The organism is Arthrobacter sp. ISL-5, from assembly GCF_018613835.1.
In the GTDB taxonomy this organism is placed as follows: domain Bacteria; phylum Actinomycetota; class Actinomycetes; order Actinomycetales; family Micrococcaceae; genus Arthrobacter.
In genome coordinates, this window is the sequence record NZ_JAGGPM010000012.1 from 1 (window position 1) to 24563 (window position 24563).

Genomic DNA, 24563 nt, shown 5'->3' on the forward strand with positions numbered 1-24563 from the left:
TCTGAGCGCTCAGAAGGGCCGTTGCGGAGCAATCGACGGCGGTTGGGCCCACGCCGCCAGGGTTCCCTGGCCGAGCTTGCGAGGCTAGGGCGGTGGTGGGTGGGCCCACGCCGCCAGGGTTCCCTGGCCGAGCTTGCGAGGCTAGGGCGGTGGTGGGTGGGCCCACGCCGCCAGGGTTCCCTGGCCGAGCTTGCGAGGCTAGGGCGGTGGTGGGTGGGCCCACGCCGCCAGGGTTCCCTGGCCGAGCTTGCGAGGCTAGGGCGGTGGTGGGGACTACCCGAAGCGGCCGGAGACGTAGTCTTCCGTGGCCTTCTGCGTCGGGTTGCTGAAGATGGTGTGGGTGTTGCCGACTTCGATCAGTTTGCCGGGCTTGCCGGTGCCGGCGATGTTGAAGAAGGCCGTCCTGTCCGAAACACGCGCAGCCTGCTGCATGTTGTGCGTCACGATCACCACCGTGTACTGATCCTTGAGTTCGTTGATCAGATCCTCGATGGCCAGGGTGGAGATCGGGTCCAGCGCGGAGCAAGGCTCATCCATGAGGATCACCTGCGGTTCCACGGCAATGGCACGGGCGATGCAGAGCCGCTGTTGCTGGCCGCCGGAGAGGCCGGAGCCGGGCTTTTCCAGGCGGTCCTTGACCTCGTTCCAGAGGTTGGCGCCCTGGAGCGAGCGTTCCACGAGGGCATCGGCCTCGCCCTTGGAGATCTTCTGGTTGTTCAGCTTCACGCCGGCCAGCACGTTGTCCCGGATGGACATGGTGGGGAACGGGTTGGGCCGCTGGAAGACCATGCCGATCTGGGAGCGGACCGTGACGGGGTCCACGCCGGGTCCGTACAGGTTGTCGCCGTCGAGAAGCACTTCACCCTCGACGCGGGCGCCCGGCAGGACCTCGTGCATGCGGTTGATGGTCCGCAGGAAGGTGGACTTGCCGCAGCCGGAGGGGCCGATGAACGCTGTGACGGACTTGGCCTCGATGTTAATGCTGACGTCTTCGACGGCCAGGAAGTTGCCGTAGTAGACGTTCAGGTCTTTGACGTCGATGCGCTTGGACATGATGTTCCTTTAACTTGCTGGTATGGATTGAAGTCTAGATCCCGGCCGTCCGTTCCGGAACGGCCGGTGACCTGCCTAGCGTCCGGTCTTCGGGGCGAAAACCCTGGCAATCAGGCGGGCCCCGAGGTTCAGGAGCATCACCAGGATGATGAGGACCAGGGCGGCGCCCCAGGCCCGCTGCGAGGACGGGTCCGGGTTGGACGGCGAGGTCGGGTTCAAAATCTGCGTGTAAATGAACGTGGGCAGGGAGGCCATCCAGCCGCCGAACACGTTGTTGTTGATGCTCGTGGCGAATCCCGCGGTCACCAGGATGGGTGCTGTCTCGCCGATCACCCGGGCGATCGCCAGGGTGACGCCGGACGCGATGCCGGAGATCGCCGTCGGAATGACCACCTTGAGGATGGTGCGCCACTTGCGGACGCCCAGGGCGTAGGCCGCCTCGCGGAGTTCGTTGGGGACGATCTTGAGCATTTCCTCGCTGGAGCGGACCACCACCGGGATCATCAGCACGGAAAGCGCGACGGCGGCGACGGCGCCGGTTTTGGTGCCGGGCCCCACCACCGCGAAGAAGAAAGCGGCGGCAAAAAGGCCGGCCACGATGGACGGGATGCCGGTCATGACGTCCACGAAGAATGTGATGGCACGGGCCAGCGGGCGGTCGTTGCCGTATTCGACGAGGTAGATCGCTGTCAGCAGGCCCACCGGCACGGAGATGACCGTGGCCAGCAGGGTGATCTGGACCGTACCGAGGAGCGCGTGGTAGATGCCGCCGAGGACGGGTCCGCCTCCTTCGGCGGCCCTGTTGTCATAGACGCCGGTGACGCCGTTCATGGACGTCCCCAGGAACCCTGGCGTGATGATGCCCGGAATGCCGTTGACCAGGACGGTCCAGATTACGGAGATGAGCGGCAGGAGCGCGACGAGGAAGGATCCCACCACCAGGCAGGTGGCCAGCTTGTCCTTGGCCTTTCGTGAACCTTCGACGGCGGCGCTCCAGCCCACCAGTCCGGCGGCGAAGAGGATGGCGGAGACGATGCCCCAGCCGAAGGCGTTGAAGCCGATCAGCGCGAGGATGGCCGCGCCGAGAACCAGCGCCACGGCGAGGACCACGTACGGGGCAAACTTGGGCAGCTGGCCTTTGGTCAGTGCCGACCTTTTGCGGGCCGGGGTCAGGGTGGAGGTCATTTAGTTGGCTCCCGAGAATTCTTTGTGCCGGCTGATGATCCAGCGTGCAACCATGTTGACGGCCAGGGTTATCACGAACAGGACCAGGCCGGCGGCGATCAGCGTGCTCACCTTCAGGCCGCTCGCCTCAGGGAAGTTCAGGGCGATCTCGGCGGCGATGGTCTGGTTGCCCGACTGGATCAGGCTGGCGGTGAGGGCGCCAGAAGACAGGACCAGCGCAACGGCCATGGTTTCGCCGAGCGCCCGGCCGAGGCCCAGCATGACGGCGCTGATGATGCCCGGGCGGGCGAAGGGCAGCACGGCCATCTTGATCATTTCCCAGCGGGTGGCACCGAGCGCCAGGGCGGCTTCCTCGTGCAGCTTGGGGGTCTGGAGGAAGATCTCGCGGGACAGCGACGTGATGATCGGGAGCACCATGACGGACAGCACAATGCCGGCGGTCAGGATGGTCTTGCCCGTGGCCGACGCAGGACCGTGGAAAATGGGCAGCCAGCCCATGTTGGTCGCAAGCCAGTCGTAGGCCGGTGCGATTTCCTTGGCCAGGAAGGCGGCGCCCCAGGCGCCGTAGATGACGGACGGGATGGCGGCCAGCAGATCGACCACGTAGCCGAGGCCCGATGCCAGCTTGCGCGGCGCGTAGTGCGAGATGAAGAGGGCGACGCCGATGGCGATCGGGGTGGCGATGACCAGCGCGATGATGGCGGCGATCAGCGTGCCCACGACGATCGGCCAGATGTAGGCGAAGAAACCCTTGCCGCCCTGGATGTCTGCGGCCGGGGCCGTAAAAGCAGGAATTGCCTGGATGACCAGGAAGAGCGCAACGCCGAACAGCACGGCAAGGATCAGGCACCCTGCTGCCAGGGTTGCTCCGGAGAAGACTTTATCCCCGGCGCGGCCTGCGCCTCGGGAACTTGTCAGGGAGGTGGTGGTCATACCTGGCCCTTCGGTGTTGGTGTTGCGGAGGTATGGAACTTGGTGAAACTGCGTTTGACACGCCTAAGTTCCCCGCCCTGCCTTGCGGCTGGGCGGGGAACTTCGGCGTTCAGTTCAAACCTTACGACTTGACCTTGATGGTCTCGATGGCCTTGGCAGCCTTCTCAGCCAGGGTGGAGGACAGCGGAGCCGACTTGGCGGACTCAGCGGCAGCCTTCTGGCCCTCTTCGGAGACTACGTACTTCTCGAAGGCCTTGATCAGGTCAACGGTCTCCTGCTTGGGGTAGGTGGTGCAGACCACGTGGTAGGAAACCAGGACGACGGGGTAGGCGCCGGACTCGGTGGTGGTGCGGTCCAGCTTGACGGCAGCGTCGTTCGCGGCGCGGCCTTCGACGGCCTTGCCGGCGTCAACGGCCTTGGCAGCGGCCTCGGGCGAGATCTTGACGAACTCGGAGCCGACCTTGATCTGGGCGGTGCCCAGCTTGCCGCCCACGGCGGAGTCATCGGCGTAGGTCACGGCACCGGGGGTGTCGGTGACGGTCTTGACGACGCCGGACGTGCCCTTGGCGTTCTCGCCCTTCAGCGAAGCGGGCCAGATGCCCTCGGCCTTGTCCTTCCAGACGTCAGGCGCCGCGGCGGAGAGGTATTCGGTGAAGTTCTTGGTGGTGCCGGAATCGTCAGAGCGGCTGACCGGGGTGACCTTGAGGTCCGGAAGCTTGACATCCGGGTTCAGGGCGGCAATGGCGGGGTCGTTCCACTTGGCGATCTCGCCGCGGAAGAGTTTGGCGGCCGTGGTGGCGTCCAGCTTCAGGTCCATGACATCGGGAACGTTGAACGCGATGGCGATCGGGGAGATGTAGACCGGGATGTCGATTGCGCCCTCGGGGCCGCACTGAGCCTTGGAGGCTGCGAGTTCCTCGTCCTTCAGGTAGGCGTCGGAACCGGCGAACTGAGCCGAGCCGTCGATGATGGCCTTGCGGCCGGCGCCGGAACCGTCCGGGGAGTACTGCACGGTGGCGCCCTGGTTTGCGGCCGCGAAGTTGGTCTTCCAGACGTCCATGGCTGCGCCCTGCGCAGAGGAGCCGATGCCGGTCAGGGTTCCGGTGACCTTGGGGCCGGCAGCGGACTGCGTGCCCGCGGGAGAGTTCGTGGCGTTGTCTGAACCGCACGCGGTGAGCGCGAGTGCGCCAACGGCGATGACAGCGATAGCCGCGTGGCGGCCGAAGCGGAGTGCCTTCACTGGATGTACCCCTTCCAGGGTTTTCTGATGCGATCCGAACCGGAGACGTCCGGACAGGGAGCTGCGTACTTTTTGTACCTTCATTGAAGTTATGGGCCGCAGGTAACGAGTGTTGGGGTCCAAGATGAACGGAAGGTTAACGACGGCGGGACATTGGCTTACACATGCAGGGTCACCATTGCGTTAGGTACGTCACAGTCGTAGGGGGCCGCGTTCACGCGCACTGCTGCGTGGCAGGATGGGCTCCATGGAGACACCCGGGAACCTGGACGCCCACCGCCTTGGCGAGGGGCCGCCGTCGGACGCTGACATCGATCTCTACCGCAGGCTCAGCAGCGACATCGCCGCCGGAGTGGCCGTGGTTTCCACGGTGCTGCGCAACCGGGATTATGCCGCGACCGTCAGCGCATTTCTCTCAGTTTCCTATGATCCGCCGACACTGCTGGTCAGCCTCTATGCGGAATCGCGCATCGGCGAGGCGGTCGCAGAAGCAGGCACATGGGCGCTGAGCCTGCTGTCCGGCGAGCACCAGGGGACGGCAAACTGGCTGGCCAGCCCCGGGATCCCGCTGCACGGGATGCTCGCGCAGGTTCCGTACCGGCGCGGTCCGGCCACGGGAGCGGCCATTATCGAGGGGTCGCTCGCCTACTTTGAGCTGCGAACGGTATCCGTTCATCCTGCCGCCACCCACCTGCTCGTTGTCGGAGAGGTGCTCGCGATGGGCACCGAGGCTTCAACATCGGAGGCCCCGGACCCGCTGCTGCACTTCGGTTCGGAGTTCCGCAGGCTGGCCCCGTAAGCCCGCCGCGTCGGCTGCGATTAGTCGCAGCCGGGAACTTGTTCAGGCTCGCCTGAGAAGATCCCGGAATTTGAGCCAAAATTGCGCCAACCTAGTGGAGTCCCTGATTTCGCGGGTTCACCCTTGGGGCAGTTGAATCATCGCTCAGCCAGGGGACCTGCGTCACCGTCACGCTCCCGCTGGACTGACCACACGATTCTCGGGGGGGATCACATTGAGTATCAGTTCGCATCACTGCACCCACGGTGTCACGCACCGGTTCCAGTATTATCTTGGTCATGGCCAGGCCTTCGGTGAGGGTACCCGTCACCGGCATAGCACGTACAGCATTGGATACCGCATGGGACCGGGTCTTCTTCCTCGTCGGTGGTGTCGCCGCCGTCTGGTTGACGTACCTTCTCCTTGAGCTCAGCTTCCAGTGGGGCTGGGGCCAGATCTGGTTCACCTTCATCTTCTGGGCCATGCTCGCCTACCTCGTCCTGCCAAGGCTCCATTCGATCCTGACCCGTATCTATGTGCCCGATTACTTCATCGGGCGGGCCCGCACCAGCGACGGCCTGCTGGGCGACCCCGTGAACGTCGCCCTGCTCGGCACCGAAGCGCAGCTGCACCAGGTGATGCGCCGCGCGGGGTGGACCATCGCCGACGACGTGACGCTGGCCAGCAGCTGGAGAATCGTCACTTCCACCCTCCTGCGCCGCAGCTACCTCGAGGCCCCGGTCAGCCCGCTTTTCCTGTTCGGTCGGCAGCAGGACTTCGCCTACCAGCAGGAAGTGGACGCAAGTCCCGGCAAGCGACACCATGTCCGTTTCTGGCACTGCCCTCCCGCGTGGCTGCTGCCCGGCGGGCTGGCAGTGGACTGGCTCGCCGCCGGCACGTACGACCGCAGCGTCGGTTTCTCCCTGTTCACCCTCCAGATCACCCACAAGATCGACGAGCACACGGACGATGAGCGGGACCACATCGTCAAGACCATTTCCGACGCCGAGCCGTCCGCTGCCGTCAGGGTGGTCCGGGACTTCTCCACCGGCTACCACACGCGGAACGGCGGGGGCGATGAGATCGCGACGGACGGCGACCTCCCCAGCGTCGACCTCCGCGGAACGCCGGGTCCCGGCGGCGCCGCTCCCCGCCTCCCGAGCGACAGCCGGAACAGGCGCCCCGCACCCACCATCATCGGCGCGGCCCTCGTCGCCGGACGTGCAGTGGCCGCAGCGGCTCTGGCCATGTCCATCGCGCTCTTCCCCGACGAGCACCTGGGGCCGCTCCTACAGCCCGGTGCAGGCGCGGGTGCCGACCCCGGGCTGACCTTGGTGCAGGCCCAGCTCGTTCTGTACTTTGGCCTGGCGGTGGTGGTCCTCTTCGCCCTCGCGGAACTACTGCTCGCCTGGCTGGTTTTCCTGGGCCGCAACTGGGCGAGGACTCTGACGATGGCCGTGAGCACTGTGGCGATCGGCCTTCAGGTCATTGACGTGGCCCGCGGCGGTCCCGGGATCACGCTGCAGACCAACCTCCCCGGCCTCACGCTGGACATCCTGCTCATCCTCGCCCTTTCGAGCCAGCGGTCGCGCGTGTATGCCCGGCGCGACCGCAAGGAGCCGAAGCGGATCTCGGGCCGCCCCGGCGGGCGCGCCGCCATCTGACGGGCTGGACAGTCAGACGGTGGAGGGGTCCGTGTTGGCGCCGCACAGGATGACGGCAACGCGTTCGCCCTCCGCCGGAACGTACGCCCCCGAGGTCAGCGCGGCATAGGCGGCCGCGGCACCGTGCTCCACGACCATCCGGTACTCGGCCCACAGCAGCGAGCGCGCGGCGACGATCTCGTCGTCGGACACCAGCACGCTCTTCACACCAGTCCTGACCGCCACTTCAAAGCCGATCTGTCCGATCCGCCGCGCCCCCAGGGAGTCCGCCGCGACCCCGGCGACGGCCACGTCCACAGGGGCTCCCGCCTCGAGGGCAGCATGGAGCGTGGGGGCGGTGTCGGGCTCCACGCCCACCACAGTGGCCAGGCCTTCGACGGCGGCCGCGATCCCGGCCATCAGGCCCCCGCCGCCCACAGCCACCAGCACGGTGTCCACGGCGCCCAGCTGTTCCAGGAGTTCCGAACCAACCGTGCCGGCACCCGCGGCGATCTCCGGCTGGTCGTAGGCGTGGCAGTACACGGCTCCGGTTTCGGCTGCATATGCGATGGCGGCTTCGTAGGCGACGGCGTATTCGGCGCCGCGCTGGATGACGGAGGCCCCGGATTCCTTGAGCTTCTTCACCTTCATGGCGGGGGCGTTCTCCGGGACGAAGACGGCGGCAGGCACTCCGGCCTGCGCAGCGGCATAGGCGTTGGCGAGGCCGGCATTGCCGCCGGAGGCCACCACGATTCCGACGTCCTCCTTCAGCTCGCCGCGTTCACGGCAGGCAAGCACCCGGTTGAACGCACCTCGCGCCTTGAACGTCCCGGTGTGCTGCATGAACTCGCACTTCAGCCACACGTTCCCGGGAAAGCTCCCCTGGTCCGCTGCAATCACCGGGGTGCGGCGCACCAGCCCGGCAATCCTGGCAGCGGCTTCATCGACGTCGGCTCGCGTGATCATTTCATCTCCGGGTGGCGGTGTTGTGTGGTTCGGCGGCACGGCCGCCGTAGTCATGGCCGATCTCCCGCGCGGCGTCCTGCAGGAGCGGCACCACCGTTTTTTCGATGGCCTCCGCCGGTGCCCGGTGCGTCTGCAGGGAGACGTTGACTGCCGCGACAACGTCGGTGCCGCGCCAGACCGGAACGGCCACACCCCGGAGGCCTTCCTCGAGTTCCTGCGAAACCATGGACCACCCCTTGTCGCGGGCAAGTTCCACTTGGGCTTGCAGCTGCTCCAGCGTACCGATCGAGCGCTCGGTGAACCGCTGCAGCTGGACAGAGTTGAAGTAAGTCTTCAGTTCGGCGTCGGACAACGCACCCAGCAGCACGCGCCCCATGGAGGTGGCCCATGCAGGGAACCTCGTGCCCACGCTGATGGATACGCTCAGGAGCCTGGGCGACGGGACACAGGCAACGTAGACCACATCGGTGCCGTCAAGGATGCACAGGGACGTTGTTTCGTTGAGCTCTGCGGCCAGTGACTTGAGGTGCCGCTCCGCAATCTTCGGGAGCGCCAGGTTGGCCAGGAACGACTGCCCGATGTCCAGCGACCGTGGAGTCAGTTCGAAGTGCGGGCCGTCGGCGCGGAGGTAGCCCAGGTCAGTCAGCGTCAGCAGGAACCGCCGGGCGGAGGCCCTGGTCATGTCGGACTTCGCGGCGACCTGGGAGACGGTCAGCCGGGGCTCGTCCGGGGCGAAGGCGCGCAGCACGTCAAAGGCCTTCTCCACCGACTTCACGAAGTACGCGGGTTGTTCCGCCATGGAATCGTTTGCCCTCCCTGAAGCTGACCCTCGGCGCCCGCACGCGCTCGGCTGCCGGCTTATTTCGATCATATCCGGATAAAGCACGACGCCGACCCGCGGCGGGGAGGCATGGCCTCCTGGCGGAGGCGGCTGGCGGAGTCGCCTCGCGAATGCGCTTGGCGAAGTCCGACGACGTCAGATTTTCGCCTGGATGGCTGTGAGTGCCTGGCCCAGCAGGGTTCCGGTCTCCGGCGCCAGGCCAAGGATGGGAACCATGGCGGCCGCCTGGGCGCGCAGGTGGTCCCAGCCGTCAGCGCACTCCACGCCTTGCGCTTTCGCGCTGGCGATGGTGGCGGTCACGTGCCCCGCGTAGACGAAGTCGTAGACAAACGCGTCCGGGGACAGTTTCGCCTGCCCCCACGCCGGTTCATCGTCACTTCCCTTGCCGATGGGCGTGGCGTTCACAATCACCGAGGCCCGGGGCGCCTGAGCCTGGGCCTCCGCCCAGGTCACCGAGCTGGCATCCATGTCCAGGCTGTCGGCGAGGTACAGCAACTGCCGGGACGCCTGCGGATCCCTGTCGGTCACGGTGACCTTGCCCGTCAGTCCCTTCAGCGCGATCAGCGCCGCCCGTGCGGCTCCGCCCGCCCCCAGCATGAGCGCGTGCCGCTGGCGGCGGTTGCCGAGGAGCCCGGCGACGGCGGTTATGTCCGTGTTGTGTGCGCTGAGCGTCCGGTCACGCCGGACCAGCAGATTGGCGGCTCCGCTGAGCCGGACCTGCCCGGTGACGGTGTCAGCCGTCCGGGCGGCCCATTGCTTATGGGGCATGGTGACGTTGGCGGCCACGACGTCGGTTTCCAGCAAGGCGGCGCGGACGCCGGCCATGTCCTGCCCGGCCGGCACGTCCCACGCCTCATACGTCCAGCTGCTGCCGAGCCCACTGAACACCGGGTTCCACAGGGCCGGCGACATTGCCGCCGAAGCTTCCGAACCAATGAGGAACAGCCGGTGTCCGGGCGTTGGGTCTTCCATGATGACGCCTTTCAGTTAGGGAGGCGTTGTGAGGCACCTCACTCTGCGGTAAGCTATTCAATAATCGCATACCGCACAGCTGTTCGGAATGCGCACAAATTCAAAACCACCAGTAACCGTCTTTCAGTGCGGAAGGACCAGCACCATGACAAACACAGCAACGGGCGCCAGCGTCGGAGCGGAGCAGCGCCAGCTGAAGAGGGCGAAGAAGGCGTCGCTTGCCGCTTTCCTGGGAGGGGCCCTTGAGTACTACGACTTCTTCATCTACGCCACCGCAGCCTCGCTGGTCTTTTCCAAGATCTTCTTCCCGGCCGGAGACCCGACGGTCGCATTGATCGCCTCCTTCGCCACCTTCGGCGTAGCGTACGTGGCACGCCCCTTCGGCGCCGTGGTCTTTGGCCACCTGGGCGACAAGATCGGCCGCAAGAACACCCTGGTGCTGACCCTGGTCCTGATGGGTTCGGCTACATTCCTCATCGGCGCGCTGCCCGACTTCAACAGCGCCGGCTACTGGGCACCTGCCCTCCTGGTGCTCCTGCGCCTTATGCAGGGCCTCTCCGCCGGGGCGGAAACGGCAGGCGCTTCGGCCCTGTCCACCGAGGAAGCCCCCGAAGGACGGCGCGGATTCTTCGCCAGCTTCGCGATGGGCGGCATTTCCTTCGGCATCGTGCTGGCCTCGCTGGCCTTCCTGCCGGTGGCCGCCATGAGCGAAGCCGACCGCCTCGCCTGGGGCTGGCGCATTCCGTTCTGGCTCTCGCTCATAGTGCTGGTCGTCGCCTACCTGGTCCGGCGCTCGCTGGAAGAACCGGAAGTGTTCGAGGAGAAGCACGATCACGGCGAGCTGGTGAAGCTCCCCTTCGCCAAGATGTTCAAGACCCACCCTGCCCAGTTCTTCCAGGTGGCCCTGATGTCCTTCGAGACCGTCACCAATACGTTCATGCAGTCCTTCGGCTTGGCTTACGCAGTCTCCGTCGGCGTCCCCGCCTCCACCATGCTGTGGGTGAGTATCCTGGGCAACGTGGTAGCCGTGGCAACCCAGCCGGCCATGGCCTGGCTCTCTGACAAGTACGGCCGCCGCCCCGTCTTCATCGCCGGGGTCCTGGGCTCAGGCGTAATGATCTTCGTGTACTTCTCGGTCATCTCCACCGCCAATATTCCGATGATCTTCCTGACCAGCACGCTGATCACTGCCGGCACGTACGCCATGTCCAATGCGATCTACCCGGCCTGGTTCTCGGAGCTGTTCAACGTCAAGGTCCGCTATTCCGGCATGGCCATCGGCCTGCAGGTCGGCATCCTGTGCGCCGGCTTCACCCCGCTGCTCGGCACAGCACTCGTGGGAGCGGACAAGGCAAACTGGGGCCCCGCCGCCTGGATCGTGGCTGCTTCCTCACTCCTGGCCGTCGCCGGCGCATTCTGGGCCCGCGAGACCAGCAAGACCCCGCTGCGCCAACTGGGCAATCCGGTCCGCTGACGCATTAACAGACTGAGCCTGTCGAGACCCGGTGTCTCGACAGGCTCAGTCATTTAATGGGTTTAGCCATCTATGCGTTCCGTCACTGGGATGCCTCAAGCGATGACCCGACGGCGAAGGCGGGCGAGCAGCGTGGCGGCGAGCAGCGCCGTCGTAATTTCCATGGCGACGATGGCCAGCAACCCGCCAGCGGCAGAACCGTCCGCGGATCCGGCCGCCCCTGCTGCCGGCAGGGCAGCCGCCCCGTGACTATGGCCGGCCGCCCCGCTACCGGCAGCATCACCACCCAGGAGCAGGGCGGCGTGCAGCACCGCCATGGCCAGCCCGCATGCCATCACCTGACGCAGGGAACCAGCCCTTCCATCGCGCCAGATGTGGACAGCGCAGGGCAGGCAGACTCCCACCATGGCCAGCATCAGCAAATTCAGCCACAGCCCGTGGTGGCTTCCCGCCACGAGCCACAAGTGCACCAGGCAGGATGCAGCCGTCGCAGCGGCGACAACGCGGGAGTGGACAACTCGCGAGTGAACAAGGGGGCGAGGGCGGAGGATGGGGCCGGCGGCGCGGCCCCATCCCCGAAGGGCTGTCACGGCGTCAGCCTAGCCGTAGCAATGTCCGCCGGCGGCCGGCTGCGGACCGGCAGGCACATCGAGTACGGGGCTGCGGTCAAAGAATCCCTCGGGGCGCAGCTTGAAGCCGACAGTGTCGACCGGCATGATGGGCCAGTCCTCGGTCCGAGGGAAGTGGGTGAGGCCGAAGGTGTGCCAGACAACAATGTCCTGCCCGTCGATGTCCCGGTCCTGGGCTACGTAGGCCGGCAGGCCCGCTCCCCCGGCATGCTGGTTCACGAAGTCCCCGGTGGGGTAGCGCTCGTCTTCCGCGAAACGGGTGACCCACAGGTCCTTCGTGGCGAAGGCCGCCCGCTGCGCGATGGAGGACCCCGGATCTGCCAGCAGCGTGGGCTGGCCCTGGGCGTGAAGCTTGTAGCCAACAGGCTCGCCGAGCCTGTTGCGTGAGTCCGGGTTGGAGATGATCCAGGTCCGGCCGTTGCGCGCGTCCGCATCACGGACGCCTTCCGATTCGCGGGCCAGCAGGGTGCGCCGCCGCGAGAAGGCGTTGCCCCTTTCGTTGCCCTCCCCCATCGGCTGCCGGACAACATCCTCTTCCTCGACCCGGTTGGTGAACCCGTCGATCGCCATGTCCAGCCGGGCGCTGAAAAGGTGCTGGTGGAAGGGCGCCCCCAGCCCGGGAGCCAGCTGCGAGATGTTGTCCGAACCTCCCTCGGGGTAGGCGCTGGTGAAGACCACGCCGGTGGCCTTGGCCTCGAACTCAATGGTGCCGTCGAGGTACAGGTACCAGTAGAAGCCGTAGTCGTAGTTGCCGATGGTGGTGAAAAAGGAGATCACCAGGCGGCGGTTCCGGCGGGTGTAGGTGACGCCGGACCAGAGGTCGCTGTGCTTGGCCAGGATGCCCCAGTCCTCCTCGTGCATGCAGATGCCGTTGCGGATTTCGCGCGGATTGCCGAAAGCGTCGCTGACGACCGGGCTGAGGTAGGTGATGTCGCCGAGGCAGTCGCACCCGAGTTCGAGCGAGTTGGCGTACTGGCCCACGAGGTACTCCCCCGTGTCGAAGTAGTTCTGCCACGACCGGATGGGTGAGGGATCGCCGTAGGGGACCACCATCTCGGCAATCGATGCCCGGTTGATGATGGGGCGCTTCCGCTCTCCGTCCTGGAAGGCGATGTTGTGCAGCACCACGCCTTCGCGGACATCGAAGCCGACGTCCACGCTCCACTTTTCCCACTCCACGTGGTTGCCGCCAGTGACGGTGAAGCTGGGCCCCTCGGGCTGCGTGATGCTGATGGGCTTCTGGGTGGTGCGGAGCGGGCCGGTCAGCTCCGGATCGGTGTAGTTGCCGTGTTCCGCGGGAACCGGGACGACGCCGGTGTCCAGCACCTGGGTCACCGTCTTGCTGACGACGTCGACGTAGGCCACGAGCCCGTCCACCGGATGGGCCCAGGCGCTGTCCGCGGGGAACTCCTGGACGAACGCGAGTCCCCTGAGGATCCTGCGCCCCTTCTCTTCCGGGTATTCGAAGACGCCGGCGGACAGCGGGGCCACGCGCACCTTGCTGACGTCCAGCCCGCGCGCCGCGAGCGCGCTGAGCCACCGCTCGTCGGAGGCGAGGAGTTCCTCGACCACTTCGAACTCCTCCTCGAGAACGGGGAGTTCACCCGTCACGGAGGTGTCCAGTTCGACGGCGGAAAGCACCGCGCCGCTCGTGGCGCAGACGGTGACGTCCAGGGGTCGGCCGCCTGACACGTCATGGATGAAGACGCGGAAGCGCCGGTCCTCCGTTTCGGCCGCCGCGTCCCGGGCCGGATCGAGCAGGCCGAGATAGGCGATCCGCTTCTCCGGGCCCAGAAGTCCACCGGCGCGAAGAATGCCCTGGACGTCGGTGATTTCGGCGCCCGCTGCCAGGCGGTACGGCGTAAGCGTGTCAGTTATGGAGGGGGTCATGACGGCCTTTTGTCCGGGACCTTGGCAGGTCGGATTTTATTTTCTATAGGTGTAGAGAATAAAGCGTCCGTAAGATGGATCACAAGGGTTCGACACAAAAAAGTTCCGGGGGAGCGCCAGCGTGCCAAAGATTGTTGACCATGACGAGCGTCGCCTGGAACTGGTTGACGCGACCTGGCGGATCATCGCCCGGCTGGGCATCGAGGGCGCCACCATGCGGGAGATCGCGCTTGAGGCCGGCTTCGCCAACGGAGCCCTGAAGCCGTACTTCCCCACCAAGGACACGCTGCTGGCATTCGCATTCAGCCACGTTTTCAACCGGACCAACGAGCGGATCGAGGCGGTCACCGCCGGCAAAACCGGGATCGCCGCCCTGCGGGCGTTCTGCGTGGAAGTGCTGCCGCTGGACGAGGAGCGCATCAACGAGGCGCGCATCGTGATCCCCTTCTGGCAGAAGGCGGTCAACGACCCCGAAAAGGCTGCCATCCACCGGGAATCCATGGAGCAGTGGCACGCAGCATTGCTGGGGCACCTCGCGGAGGCGAGGGAAAGCGGCGCCGTCACAACCGCCGTCGACGACGACGCCCTCGCCGGCCAACTGCTGAACATGCTCCTCGGCGCCCAGATATGGGCAGCGCTGGCCCCGGAAGGCCAGACCGACCTCGGGCTGAACGAACAGCTCGAGGCCTTCCTGGCCCTGCTGACCCGCTAGCCTTGTGACCTCACGATCCCATCCCCCGGACCGCGACGACCGGGGACAACCAACCAGGAGACGCCGGCTGTGACCATCCCAAAGGAAATCGACACGCCGGAAATCCTGGTTGACCTGGACATACTCGAGCGGAACATCGACCGCATGGCATCGGCTGTCCGGGCGAAAGGCATACGCCTGCGCCCGCACGCCAAAACGCACAAGATCCCCGAGATCGCCGCCCGCCAGATCGCAGCGGGAGCCTCGGGCCTGACTGTGGCAACCATCGGCGAAGCGGAAGTGTTCGCAGCTGCGGGCGTCGATGACCTGTTCATCGCCTATCCGCTCTGGGTTTCTCCACAAAAAGCCGACCGGCTTCGGCGCCTGTCGGAAACTGCACAAATCGCCGTCGGCGTGGATTCCGCGGCGGGGGCGGCCATGCTGGGAGCCGGGCTGGGGAAGGAGGCGGGGAGCGTGAGCGTTCTCGTGGAGGTCGATAGCGGCCACCACCGGAGCGGCGTCAGTCCGGAGGCAGTGGTGCCGGTCGCCCAAGCAGCGGCGCGCGCCGGGCTGAAGGTCGCGGGCGTCTTCACCTTCCCGGGCCACAGTTATGCACCCGGCATGCCGGTCGAGGCTGCCCGCCAGGAGCAGCAGGCGCTGCAACAGGCGTCCGAAGTCCTTGCCGCGGCAGGGTTCGACATCACGTGCCGAAGCGGCGGTTCCACCCCGACGGCAATGCTGACTGAGAATACGGTTGCCACCGAGGTGCGTCCGGGCGTCTATGTCTTTGGCGACGCCCAGCAGCTGGAGCTGGGGCGGTGCGCCGTCGAGGACATCGCACTGACGGTGGCGGCCACAGTGGTCAGCCACCACGAAACCCCGGCGGACGGTCCCGCACGCTTCATCATCGACGCCGGCAGCAAGGTTCTCGGCAGCGATCGGCCGGCGTGGGCAAGCGGCTTCGGACGGCTGCTCGACCAGCCCGATGCCCGGATCACCGCACTGTCGGAGCACCATGCCACCGTCGAGTGGCCCGAGCACGGGACCATGCCGGCCATCGGGCAGCGCCTGCGCGTCATCCCGAACCACGTGTGCCTCGCGGTGAACCTTGCCGACGACGTCGCAGTCACCAGGCGCGGCGAGCTCGTGGACCGGTGGGCCGTGGCTGCCCGGGGAAAAAACAGGTGACGACTAAGCCGGCCGAGAAATCTTTTTTCGACATGTGTTGAAAAAAGATGACACCGCGGAACTTCGGCGCTAACCTGAAATGACTGTGTTCCAGGACACAGTATTGGGGACCCACTTCAGATGGCCATCCGTCGTCAGGAACATTCATGTCTGCAGTTACTGCCCGCCCCGGGCGGCAGGGCGTCCGAACCAGCGTGGCGGAGTCGTTCGACCACTGGCGGCACCTCGTGGCGGAGTCCTTCGTGCCGCTGCTCGCCGAGACGGACGACGCCGGCACTTTCCGCGGCAGAATGCGGTCCCGGGTAATGGACCGCCTGTGCATCGTGGAGGTCTCAGCGACGCAGCACGAGGTGCACCGCACGCCCGCCCTGCTGGCGCAATCGGACCAGCGCTACTTCAAACTCAATCTTCAGCTGGAGGGTACCGGGCTTCTCATCCAGGACAACCGCGAGGCGGTACTGCGGCCCGGAGACCTTGCCATCTATGACACCAACCGGCCGTACACCCTCGCCTTTGAAGAACAGGCCCGGATGATGGTGGTCATGTTCCCGCACGACTCGCTGTCACTGCCGCCCGACTACGTGGGGCAGCTCTCGGCGGTCCGGCTGCCCGCCGGCACTGGCCTGACGGGCATCGTGGGTCCGTTTATTGCGCAGCTCGCAGAGAACCTGGAGGCCCTCAGCGGCCCCAGCGGTTCGCGGCTGGCCACGAACGCGCTCGATCTCGTCTCAACCATGCTGCACTCGGAACTGGCCATGGCGCCGGACAGGATGAAGCCCCAGGCAGTGCTGGCAACCTCGGTTCGCGAGTACATCGAGGCCAACCTGGCGGACCCGGACCTTTCGCCGGCCAGCATCGCGGCGGCGCACTTCATCTCCACCAGGCACCTGCACAATGTGTTCCACGAATCAGGCTCGACCGTTGCCAGCTGGATCAGGAGCAAGCGGCTGGAGCATATCCGCCGCGACCTGCGGGACCCCCTGCACGCCGGCACCTCGGTCGGAGCCGTCGCGGCACCCTGGGGGTTCCTGGACGCGGCCCACTTCAGCCGCACCTTCCGCGAAGCATTCGGCGAATCCCCCACCGACTGGCGGCGCGGCGCCTGACGCCGCCTGCCGTTGTCGATCAGGCCTGGATCCGCCCTAGATGAGCCCCTGGGCCAGCATCGCATCGGCCACCTTGACGAATCCGGCGATGTTCGCGCCCGCCACGTAGTTACCCCGGCGCGCCGTACTCGTCCGCGGTCGCTGCGCAGCGGTCATGGATTCCCACCATGATGTCGGTCAGCCGCTGTTCCGTGTGCTCAAAGCTCCAGGAGTCCCGGCTCGCGTTCTGCTGCATTTCAAGGGCTGAGGTGGCGACGCCGCCTGCGTTGGCAGCCTTGCCCGGCCCGAACAGCACGCCGGCGTCCTGGAACACCGCCACCGCCTCACGCGTGGAGGGCATGTTGGCGCCCTCGCCGACGGCGAGCAGCCCGTTCAGGACGAGCCGGGCAGCGGCATCGCCGTCGAGCTCATTCTCCGTGGCGCAGGGCAAGGCCACTGCGCCATCAACGTCCCACACCGAGCCGCCCTCCACGTAGGCGACGGCGGACCGGCGAACGGCATAGTCCTTGAGCCGCCCGCGTTCCAGTTCCTTGATCTGCCGGAGCAGGCCGACGTCGATTCCCGCCTCATCGACGATGTAGCCGGAGGAATCGGAACAGGCCACCACGGCGGCGCCGAGCGACTGGGCTTTGGCGATGGCCTTGATGGCCACGTTGCCGGAGCCCGAAACCACCACCCGCCGGCCGTCAAAGGAAGCGCCCCTGGTCTTCAGCATCTCCTCGGTGAAGATCACCGTGCCGAAGCCCGTGGCCTCCGGCCTCACCAGTGAACCGCCCCAGGAAAAGCCCTTGCCGGTCAGGACGCCGGATTCGTAGCGGTTGGTGATGCGCTTGTACTGTCCGAAGAGGTAGCCGATGTCAGCCCGCCCACGCCGACATCACCGGCGGGAACATCGGTGTATTCGCCGATGTGGCGGTACAGCTCGGTCATGAACGACTGGCAGAAGCGCATGATCTCCGCGTCCGAGCGGCCGCGTGGATCGAAGTCGGAGCCGCCCTTGCCGCCGCCGATCGGCATGCCGGTGAGGGCGTTCTTGAAGATCTGCTCGAAGCCGAGGAACTTCACGATCCCCAGGTACACCGAGGGGTGGAAGCGCAGGCCGCCCTTGTAGGGACCCAGCGCAGAGTTGAACTCCACGCGGAAGCCGCGGTTGATCTGCACCCGGCCTGCATCGTCCGTCCAGGGGACCCGGAAGATGATCTGCCGTTCGGGCTCGCAGAGCCGCTCCAGCACTGCGCCTTCAAGGAATTCCGGGTGGCGGTCGTGCACCGGACCCAGGCTTTCGAACACCTCGGTAACGGCCTGATGGAACTCGGCTTCGCCCGGGTTCCTGGCCAGCACCGTGTTCCGGACAGCTTCCAGCCGTGCGTCCATCAAACTCTCCTCATCTTGCTTCCCCGCTACGGGGGCGGCCACCTGTCCGCAACGTTCGCAGCACGGTGCGCCTGGCTCCCATCCAACGGATTGCGACCGACGCCCCCGTGGGCGGTCACGCAGTCAAGCACTAACATTCCGTATTGTGATACAAACATTTCATCAAATGAAATTACAGACTGCGATGGCGCTGCGTAAGGAAGCTCACCCGTGACTCACATCTGCCTCCTCCTCTCGGGCGCAGCGCTATTGATCAATGGACTGGCGTTGCTGGGCACCCTCCCCCGCAGGGACGCGGCCGCATTCAGCCTGGTCATCGGCGGTGTTCAGCTGGCCCTGGGCGTCACCTATCTGAGTGCGGTCACTCCGGGTGCTGCCGGCGACGGCCCGCAGCTGCTCCTCGGCGCAGCCGGGATGTTCCTGTTCGGCCTGACGTATGTCTATGTGGGGCTGGATTACCTGCTGACACTCGGTTCCAGGGGACTCGGCTGGTTCTGCGGGCTGGTGGGCGCGTGCGGCCTCCTGCTCGCTGCGGCATGGTCCGGGGAGGATCCGTTCCTGGCCGTCCTGTGGCTCTGCTGGGCCTACCTGTGGATGCTGTTCTTCCTTCAACTGGCGCTGGGCTTCGCGCGCCTGGCGCCGCTGGTTGGCTGGTCCCTTGTCCTCACCAGCCAGGCATCGGCCACGGTGCCGGCGTTCATGGGACTGACCGGCCGGTGGCCCGGCGAACCGGAGACCGCCGCGGGAGCCGCGGCATCCCTGCTGGCGCTGTTGCTGCTTGCCGCCGGCCTCGCGTGGCGGGGGCGGCACCAAACCGGTGCCCGCGCCGCCGCCGCCGAAAGCCCGTTACCCGGCGAACTCAGGCTCTAGCGTCCGGGCCCACTTCTCCACCCGGAACTCCACCAGCACGCCCGCCACGAAGACCACCGGCACTGCCGCCAGCAGCGCCACGGCCGTTTCGGTGCTTCCGCCGATGAGCGAGGTGAAGTTGCTGACCACCAGGTAGAGCACCCACCCGAGGAGCAGGGCCGCGAGGGACGGGGCGATGAGCGTCTGCCAATGCTGCCCGGTCACCCGTTCCCGGCGGAAATAGCCGACGACGGCGAGCGAGCACAGCATGTACAGCACCAGCAGCGCCGCAACGGCGAGCCCGCTGAACCACGAGAAGAGCGTCAGCACCGGATCCAAGGCCAGCAGCACGAACGGCGCCACAAGCAGCACGGCCACCGCCGTCTGGATCCAGGCCGCCACCGCGGGCGCACGGTGCTTGTTGGTCCGGGCCACGACGGCGGGCATGGAGCCGCGCAGCGCCAGCGAATGGAGGTAGCGGTTGATGCCGTTGTGGAAGGCAATGATGCCGGCCAGCAGGGATGTCACCAGCAGGGCTCCGGTGGTGACGCCTGCCCACGGTCCGAACATCTCGACGATCGGGCCGATGACGAACGAGGTCGCGTCCCCCGATTCCAGTGCGGCCCCCGCGGCGCCGACCACCTGTGAGGGCCCGTAGAAACTGACCAGCATCCAGGTGATGAAGGAGAAGAACACGGCGATGATGCCCACGGAGAGATACGTGGCCCGGGCGACGGTCTTGTGCGGATCCTTGGCTTCCGCGGAGTAGATGGCCGTGGATTCGAAACCGAACATGGACGCCACCGCGAACATGATGGCCACGCCGGGCGCGCCACCCGCAATGGCCTCCGGGGAAAACGAAGCCGCGAGATTCAGGCCTTCCGGGCCGCCGCCGCGGAACAGGACAGAGAAGCCGAACATCAGGAGGATCGCCACTTCCAGGCCGACCAAAACAGCCAGCACACGGGCGCCGAGTTCGATGTTCATGGAACCCAGCACCTGGACCCCTGCCATGGTGGCCACCGCCAGCAGCCACCACGGAACAACTATCCCGGCGGATGCCAGCAGCCCGGAGAAGGCGACCCCGTACAGGCCGTACATCGCTGCCTGCACCGTGCTGTACGCCAGCAGCGCCAGCCATGCAGCCCCAGCGCCGACCTTACGGCCGAACGCCGCCGTGACGTACGCGTAGAAGGCGCCGTTGGTCTGCACTTTCCGGCTCATGGCGACGAACCCGACGGCGAAGATGACAATGACGATGCCGACGATGAGGTAGGCGCCCGGGGCGCCGGCACCGTTGCCGAGCGCTGCTGCCAGGGGCGCGGCGCCGACGATCCCGGTCAGCGGGGCCTGCGCGGACAGGACGAAGAAGAGGATGCCCAGCACGCCTATGCTGCCCGCGCGCAGGGCGGTGGAGTGTTCCTGGGGTGGACTGGATTCTGCGGTCCGGGACTCGGAATTGGAAATACTCATTTGATCCTTCTTAACGGTCATGAGTGCTGGGGAGGTGTTCCTGGGCGACGTTGCCCTGATGTGTGTGGGCTGCTTCTATATCTGCGGGCTGCTTCGAAGTGTGGGGCTGCGCATGTGGGCTGCGCCGTGAATTCCAGAATGGCACCGAAGTCCGGTTGTGCCTTGTCGTGCAGCGATCAGTTGTTGTTCCTGAGCGCAGTCACGCCAGGGACTGCCGGTCTGCCATCCTGCCGGTCGCCAGCATGGACGCAGCGCCATTGGCCGCTTCCATACCGCTCTCGATCGCGCCGTCAATAAATCCGCCCCAGCCATTGGCGATATCGGATCCGGCAAACAGGATCCGGCCGTGCGGCGCCTGCATGGCGGGGAGGTAGGTCGAGAGAAAGCCGGTGCGGTGCATGGGCCAGGTTTCACCGGACAGCGGGTCATCCACCCAGTTGTGGCTGGCCACTGCAACCACTTCGGCTCCGGGGACCAGACGGGTGAGCTGTGCCTGTACGGCGGCCGGATCCTCAACGTCAATCTCTGACGCGTCAGGACCGAAGCCGACGGCGATCGTGTCGCCGTCGAGCGCGTATTCCACCTGGAAGAAGTTCAGGGGCCAGTCTGCGCCCCCCAGCGCCACGAAGGGCGCATGTTCGCCGCGCAGCCTGAACCAGACCTTGGCACCCTTGGCGACCTGGCCCAGGCCGGCGCCTTCGGCTTTGGCCGCCGGCAGCGGCGGCTCGAAAGCCACCGCGTTCAGGGCGTGGAGCGGAACCGTGACAATCGCCGTCCGCCCGCGGACGGTCCGCCCGTCCGCACTGCGGACGACGAGGGAGGCGGCGTCATCCGAGATGGCTTCCACGGTGAAGCCGTGTTCGATGCTGGCGCTCGAGTCCTCGAGGATTGCCGCAGCCAGGGCGGCAGTGCCGCCAACGATCTTGTAGGTGGCGCAGGCTTCGAAGTTCACCGCCCAGTCGCCGTTGGTCAGCGCAACCCAGCGGAGGGCCTGGGTCAGCGCCGCATCCTCCAACGGTCCGTTGAAGTTCAGCGCCCAGAAGGATTCGAGGATGTCCCGCTGCGCGCCGGCGGGGAACTGTTCACGGATCCGCGACAGGACGGACACCTCGTCGATCGCTTTGAATTCGTCGCGGGCCAGAGGCCTGAAGGGCTCCGGAAAATACCTGCGGGAGTCCTGGACGAACTCCCCGTTCGTCTCGCCGATGAGTTTGAGCAAGTCATCCGGTCCGCCCTCGTGACGGCGGCCGTCCGCCCACCAGAATGCCCGCTCCGGCTCGGGGCTGGGCGTGGTGTCCAGGCCGTAGCGCTTCAGTTCGGCCCAGACATACGGCTGGGTCCAGTGCACCCAGGTCCCGCCGATTTCGAGGTCCCGTCCCAGCCGGTGATCCAACCAGGTCCGCCCGCCGATCCGGTCCCGCGCCTCCACGATATGGACAGCGATGCCCTGCCTGCTGAGTTCGCGGGCCGCTGTGAGCCCGGCGAAGCCGGCCCCCACCACGACGACGTCGTAGAGTTCGTGTTCCATCGCGGCCGCCTAGGAGTACACGAAGAATTCGACCGTGGGCGCGAGGACCGCCCATCTGGTGCGGGCGCCCTTGTTGAAGGAAGCGGCACCGCCGGCAGTCAGATCGTGGGTGTCCCCGCCCTCGACTTCGATCCGCAGGTGTCCTTCGACGATGGAGATCGTCTCATCTGCGTGAATCACCAGGTCAAACGGCTGGGGCGCCTCTGCGGGCGTGACGTGCCAGTACCCGCAGGCGAGCGCGGCGCGGTCGCCCTCCCCGAATCGGCGAACCCACTGCACGTTGCCTAGCTCGAAGGGTTCGTTCTTGTTCGGATCCAGCGCGGACGAAGTGGTGAAGGCGGTGGTTTCTGACATGTTGACTCCAGGGGTTTGAGGGCAGCGGCGCCAAGGCCGGGCATGTACGGGTTCCAGATGAAGCAGTGGTGCGATAACGCTCCACGTGAGCTGCATCACCTAAGGATTGAATCTAAGCAAACGCTTAGTTTTAAGTCAATAGGTGCGGCCTTCATGGTGCGGGCACTGGCTAGACTCGGCTTATGAAGACACCCGCCGCTCCTGCCCCGCCGTCGAAATACGGGACCGGCAAGGAGGCCCTGCTGCGCGCCGCTGTGGCCGTTGTGGCCGCGAAAGGCCTGCGTGGCCTCACCTACCGCTCGGTCGCGGAAGCCGCAGGGGTGAACAACACGCTGGTGGCGCACCACTTCGGCTCCCGCGACGCCCTGATCGCGGCGGCCTTGGACTGGGCCGCCGAGCAGTCCATCAGTGCATCCAGGCTCCGTGAAGCCGCAGCCCTTGGCCATTCCTTCACGGAATCCCTTCTGGAGTTGCTGCTGGCTGAACCGGAACTGCAGGTCTTCCAATACGAGATGATCCTGGAGGCGCGCCGGCGGCCCGAGCTCGCGGAAGCGGTCTCCGCCCTCTACGAGAACTACGTCAGTGCGCTGGCCGAAGGCCTGAGCGCCGCCGGACTGACCCATAACGTGCAGGTGGTGGCCAGGACGCTGTTTGCTTCCCTGGACGGCCTGGTTCTCCAGTACCTCGCGGGAGTGGAGCGCACCCTCATCGCAGCGTCGCTTGAGGAAGTTCACGACGTACTGCTGCTTCGGACCGGCGCCGGCAGGCAGACCTAGGGGCGCCCGGCGGCAGGTGTTCGCCTGGGGTCAAGAGCCGTTCGCGGATACACAAGACTCCCCGGGGGCGGCCGGGCAGACTCGAGGCATAGCCTCAGGCCACGTTGGCCGGTGCGCATTGCCTACTCGAAGTGGAGTACCCCATGGAAACTTACGACGCCCTGCTGGCCTCGATCACTGCGGACTCCGGCTCCAGCAGCCGGACCATCTTTGACCCCGCCACCGGCACCGCGGTCGGCGAAGCCCCGGTCCACACCCTTGAGGATCTTGAGCAGGCCATCACCGCCGCCACGGAAGCCCAGCCGGCCTGGGCTGCGCTGGGCCACGACGCCCGGAGCGCCGCGCTCCTCAAGGCGGCGGACGCCGTCGAACGCTCCGCCGAAGAACTCGCCCGGCTGCTCTCCCGCGAGCAGGGCAAGCCGCTCAACGGCCCCAACGCCCGCTTCGAAGTCGGCGCCTGCGCCGCCTGGCTCCGCGCCACCGCCACCACGCCGCTGGAACCGGAAGTCGTGGTGGACGACGGCGAAACCTACGCCGAACTGCACTACAAGCCCATCGGTGTCGTCGGTGCCATCGGCCCGTGGAACTGGCCCATGATGATCACCATCTGGCAGATCGCCCCCGCCCTCCGGATGGGCAACACGGTGGTGGTCAAGCCTTCCAAGATGACCCCGCTGTCCGTCCTTGCCCTGGCCAAGGTGCTCAACGAGGAACTCCCCGAAGGCGTCCTCACCGTCGTCTCCGGGGACCGCGAGGTGGGCGCACGCCTGGCCGAACACCCCGCCGTCGGAAAGATCATGTTCACCGGTTCCACCGCCGCCGGCCGGTCGATCATCAGGTCCTCAGCGGACACCGTCAAGCGCCTGACCCTGGAGCTGGGCGGCAACGACGCCGGGATCGTGCTTCCCGACGCCGACCCGGCAGCCATCGCAGAGGGGTTGTTCTGGGGCGCCTTCATCAACACCGGCCAGACCTGCGCCGCCCTGAAGCGCCTGTACGTGCACGACGACATCTACGACGCCGTCTGCGAGGAGCTCACCAAGGTCGCCGCCGCCATGCCCATGGGCGTAGGGCTCGACGAGAACAACGTCCTGGGCCCGCTGCAGAACAGGGCGCAGTACGACGTCGTTGCCGGGCTCGTGGAAGCAGCCCGGGAATCCGGCGCCCGGATCCTGATCGGCGGCAACCCTGACACCGACCAGCCCGGCCACTTCTACCCAGCCACGCTGGTGGCCGACATCGACAACGAGAACCCGCTGGTTGCCGAGGAGCAGTTCGGTCCCGCCCTGCCGATCATCCGCTACAGCACCGTGGACGAGGCAGTCGCCAAGGCCAACGCGCTCGACGTCGGACTCGGCGCCTCCGTCTGGTCCTCCGACCTGCCCGCGGCCCGCGCGGTCGCAGCCCGGATCCAGGCCGGCACCGTCTGGATCAACAAGCACGGCGCCGTTGACCCGCGCGTTCCCTTCGGCGGCGCCAAGCAGTCCGGCTACGGCCTGGAGTTCGGCGTCGAAGGCCTCAAAGCCCTCGGCGTGCCGCAGGTGATCAACGGCTAAGTTTCGGCTCCGAAGAACGACGGCGAAGGGCCGGGGCGCCAAAAGCACCCCGGCCCATCGTCAC

The 24563-nt window shown here is 66.5% G+C and carries 21 protein-coding genes and 1 pseudogene; 9 read left to right on the top strand and 13 right to left on the bottom strand.

Annotated elements, in window-relative coordinates:
* Window positions 1-273: 273 nt before the first annotated feature.
* From pstB to pstS, 4 genes are all read right to left on the bottom strand, one after another.
* Window positions 274-1053: a phosphate ABC transporter ATP-binding protein PstB gene (gene pstB / locus J7I89_RS05875; protein ID WP_214968213.1), complete on the bottom strand. Its 780-nt coding sequence runs from the start codon at window positions 1051-1053 to the stop codon at window positions 274-276.
* A gap of 75 nt (window positions 1054-1128) precedes the next feature.
* Entirely contained in the window at window positions 1129-2238 is a 1110-nt protein-coding gene (pstA, locus tag J7I89_RS05880) for a phosphate ABC transporter permease PstA (RefSeq protein WP_214968215.1), read from the bottom strand.
* Window positions 2239-3171 (bottom strand): phosphate ABC transporter permease subunit PstC, encoded by a 933-nt coding sequence (pstC, locus tag J7I89_RS05885; protein WP_214968217.1) that lies wholly within the window; start codon window positions 3169-3171, stop codon window positions 2239-2241.
* Window positions 3172-3292: 121 nt separating this feature from the next.
* Window positions 3293-4411 carry a phosphate ABC transporter substrate-binding protein PstS gene (gene pstS / locus J7I89_RS05890; protein WP_214968218.1) on the bottom strand — a complete coding sequence of 373 codons (1119 nt, stop codon included), beginning with the start codon at window positions 4409-4411 and terminating at the stop codon, window positions 3293-3295.
* Window positions 4412-4658: 247 nt separating this feature from the next.
* Between pstS and J7I89_RS05895 the strand changes: the two genes are divergently transcribed.
* Together J7I89_RS05895 and J7I89_RS05900 are read left to right on the top strand one after the other, a co-directional pair.
* Entirely contained in the window at window positions 4659-5210 is a 552-nt protein-coding gene (locus tag J7I89_RS05895) for a flavin reductase family protein (RefSeq protein WP_214968221.1), read from the top strand.
* A 278-nt stretch (window positions 5211-5488) separates the two neighbouring features.
* Window positions 5489-6853: an LssY C-terminal domain-containing protein gene (locus tag J7I89_RS05900; RefSeq protein ID WP_214968222.1), complete on the top strand. Its 1365-nt coding sequence runs from the start codon at window positions 5489-5491 to the stop codon at window positions 6851-6853.
* 12 nt (window positions 6854-6865) lie between these two features.
* Here the strand turns inward: J7I89_RS05900 and J7I89_RS05905 are convergent, their stop codons facing one another.
* The 3 genes from J7I89_RS05905 to J7I89_RS05915 all read right to left on the bottom strand — a co-directional run bounded on the left by J7I89_RS05905 (window position 6866) and on the right by J7I89_RS05915 (window position 9611).
* On the bottom strand, window positions 6866-7798 hold the full coding sequence (locus tag J7I89_RS05905) for a threonine/serine dehydratase (protein ID WP_214968224.1): 933 nt from the start codon (window positions 7796-7798) through the stop codon (window positions 6866-6868).
* Between the two features lies 1 nt (window position 7799).
* Window positions 7800-8597 carry an IclR family transcriptional regulator C-terminal domain-containing protein gene (locus tag J7I89_RS05910; RefSeq protein ID WP_214968226.1) on the bottom strand — a complete coding sequence of 266 codons (798 nt, stop codon included), beginning with the start codon at window positions 8595-8597 and terminating at the stop codon, window positions 7800-7802.
* Window positions 8598-8774: 177 nt separating this feature from the next.
* Window positions 8775-9611, bottom strand: coding sequence for a shikimate dehydrogenase (locus J7I89_RS05915; protein ID WP_214968227.1), 837 nt, complete (start codon window positions 9609-9611; stop codon window positions 8775-8777).
* A 145-nt stretch (window positions 9612-9756) separates the two neighbouring features.
* Here J7I89_RS05915 and J7I89_RS05920 point away from each other — a divergent pair, with 145 nt between their 5' ends.
* Window positions 9757-11085, top strand: a complete 1329-nt coding sequence (locus tag J7I89_RS05920; protein WP_214968229.1) for an MFS transporter — start codon at window positions 9757-9759, stop codon at window positions 11083-11085.
* 95 nt (window positions 11086-11180) lie between these two features.
* On the opposite strand, the gene J7I89_RS05925 is transcribed toward J7I89_RS05920, so the two are convergent.
* Together J7I89_RS05925 and J7I89_RS05930 are read right to left on the bottom strand one after the other, a co-directional pair.
* Window positions 11181-11675: a hypothetical protein gene (locus J7I89_RS05925; RefSeq protein ID WP_308159815.1), complete on the bottom strand. Its 495-nt coding sequence runs from the start codon at window positions 11673-11675 to the stop codon at window positions 11181-11183.
* A gap of 9 nt (window positions 11676-11684) precedes the next feature.
* Entirely contained in the window at window positions 11685-13604 is a 1920-nt protein-coding gene (locus J7I89_RS05930; protein ID WP_214968231.1) for a primary-amine oxidase, read from the bottom strand.
* A 121-nt stretch (window positions 13605-13725) separates the two neighbouring features.
* Here J7I89_RS05930 and J7I89_RS05935 point away from each other — a divergent pair, with 121 nt between their 5' ends.
* The 3 genes from J7I89_RS05935 (at window position 13726) to J7I89_RS05945 (ending at window position 16589) form a co-directional block, all read left to right on the top strand.
* The gene (locus J7I89_RS05935; RefSeq protein WP_214968233.1) at window positions 13726-14316 is read left to right on the top strand and encodes a TetR/AcrR family transcriptional regulator; all 591 of its coding nucleotides are present in this window, start codon (window positions 13726-13728) and stop codon (window positions 14314-14316) included.
* Window positions 14317-14385: 69 nt separating this feature from the next.
* The gene (locus tag J7I89_RS05940; RefSeq protein WP_214968235.1) at window positions 14386-15483 is read left to right on the top strand and encodes a D-TA family PLP-dependent enzyme; all 1098 of its coding nucleotides are present in this window, start codon (window positions 14386-14388) and stop codon (window positions 15481-15483) included.
* A 146-nt stretch (window positions 15484-15629) separates the two neighbouring features.
* A complete protein-coding gene (locus J7I89_RS05945) occupies window positions 15630-16589 on the top strand; it encodes a helix-turn-helix domain-containing protein (RefSeq protein WP_214968237.1) in 960 nt (319 codons plus the stop codon).
* A 36-nt stretch (window positions 16590-16625) separates the two neighbouring features.
* Here the strand turns inward: J7I89_RS05945 and gdhA are convergent.
* Window positions 16626-17963: pseudogene (gene gdhA / locus J7I89_RS05950) on the bottom strand (NADP-specific glutamate dehydrogenase).
* A gap of 210 nt (window positions 17964-18173) precedes the next feature.
* On the opposite strand from gdhA, the gene J7I89_RS05955 reads away from it, so the two are divergent.
* Entirely contained in the window at window positions 18174-18833 is a 660-nt protein-coding gene (locus J7I89_RS05955; RefSeq protein ID WP_214968239.1) for an AmiS/UreI family transporter, read from the top strand.
* On the opposite strand, the gene J7I89_RS05960 is transcribed toward J7I89_RS05955, so the two are convergent.
* The 3 genes from J7I89_RS05960 to J7I89_RS05970 form a co-directional block, all read right to left on the bottom strand.
* A complete protein-coding gene (locus tag J7I89_RS05960; RefSeq protein WP_214968240.1) occupies window positions 18810-20285 on the bottom strand; it encodes an APC family permease in 1476 nt (491 codons plus the stop codon). The genes J7I89_RS05955 and J7I89_RS05960 overlap by 24 nt on opposite strands.
* 199 nt (window positions 20286-20484) lie before the next feature.
* Window positions 20485-21813, bottom strand: coding sequence for an NAD(P)/FAD-dependent oxidoreductase (locus tag J7I89_RS05965; protein ID WP_214968242.1), 1329 nt, complete (start codon window positions 21811-21813; stop codon window positions 20485-20487).
* A gap of 9 nt (window positions 21814-21822) precedes the next feature.
* Window positions 21823-22167, bottom strand: a complete 345-nt coding sequence (locus tag J7I89_RS05970; protein WP_214968244.1) for a cupin domain-containing protein — start codon at window positions 22165-22167, stop codon at window positions 21823-21825.
* Window positions 22168-22349: 182 nt separating this feature from the next.
* On the opposite strand from J7I89_RS05970, the gene J7I89_RS05975 reads away from it, so the two are divergent.
* Both J7I89_RS05975 and J7I89_RS05980 read left to right on the top strand, forming a co-directional pair.
* A complete protein-coding gene (locus J7I89_RS05975) occupies window positions 22350-22943 on the top strand; it encodes a TetR/AcrR family transcriptional regulator (protein WP_214968246.1) in 594 nt (197 codons plus the stop codon).
* Between the two features lie 143 nt (window positions 22944-23086).
* On the top strand, window positions 23087-24499 hold the full coding sequence (locus J7I89_RS05980) for an aldehyde dehydrogenase family protein (protein ID WP_214968248.1): 1413 nt from the start codon (window positions 23087-23089) through the stop codon (window positions 24497-24499).
* Window positions 24500-24563: the final 64 nt, after the last annotated feature.